This window comes from Flavobacterium supellecticarium (genome assembly GCF_004801375.1).
Classification (GTDB): Bacteria; Bacteroidota; Bacteroidia; order Flavobacteriales; family Flavobacteriaceae; genus Flavobacterium; species Flavobacterium supellecticarium.
The window spans coordinates 1-567 of the sequence record NZ_SSNZ01000024.1 but is presented as its reverse complement, the minus strand read 5'-3'; the positions used below and the strand labels follow the sequence as shown (position 1 = coordinate 567).

The window sequence follows — 567 nt, the reverse complement described above, 5'->3', positions numbered from 1 at the left end:
CCAAATCCCTGACGGGCGTCTGATGAGAAATACAATTTGTTGTCATCGGTGATAAATGGGAAACTCTCATTTCCTTCGGTATTGATCTTCTTACCCAGGTTCTCCGGTGTTCCGTAAGTACCATCCGGGTTGATCGCCACTTTCCAGATATCCACGCCACCAACTGAACCGGGCATGTTTGAAGAGAAGTAAAGTGTTTTACCATCTTTGCTCAAACTCGGGTTACTGGTAGAATAATCTTTACTGTTAAACGGCAATGAGGTGATATTACTCCAGCCGCTTCCGCTTTTAGTCGCTTTAAACAGGTTTACCTGTCCGAATTTCAATTTCTGCGCTTTGTCTTTTTCAAACATACCTTCTTTAAAACTCTCACTGGCAAAATACATCGTATTACCGTCGGCACTGATCGTAGCCGGTCCGTCATGGTATTTCGAGTTGATACTCTCTACCGGTGTCGGCTGACTAAAAGTTCCATCGGAATTATACGTGGCACTGTACAAATCCAAAAACGGTTGTTCGTTCCATCCGTAGGTTTTACGCGAAGTGTTTCGCGCTGAGGCAAAATAA

At 44.1% G+C, this 567-nt stretch carries 1 protein-coding gene; it reads right to left on the bottom strand.

The genetic code is table 11. The features are described from left to right. The coding region (locus E6C50_RS17495) for a TolB family protein (RefSeq protein ID WP_211089565.1) at nt 1-567 on the bottom strand (567 nt) is incomplete at both ends.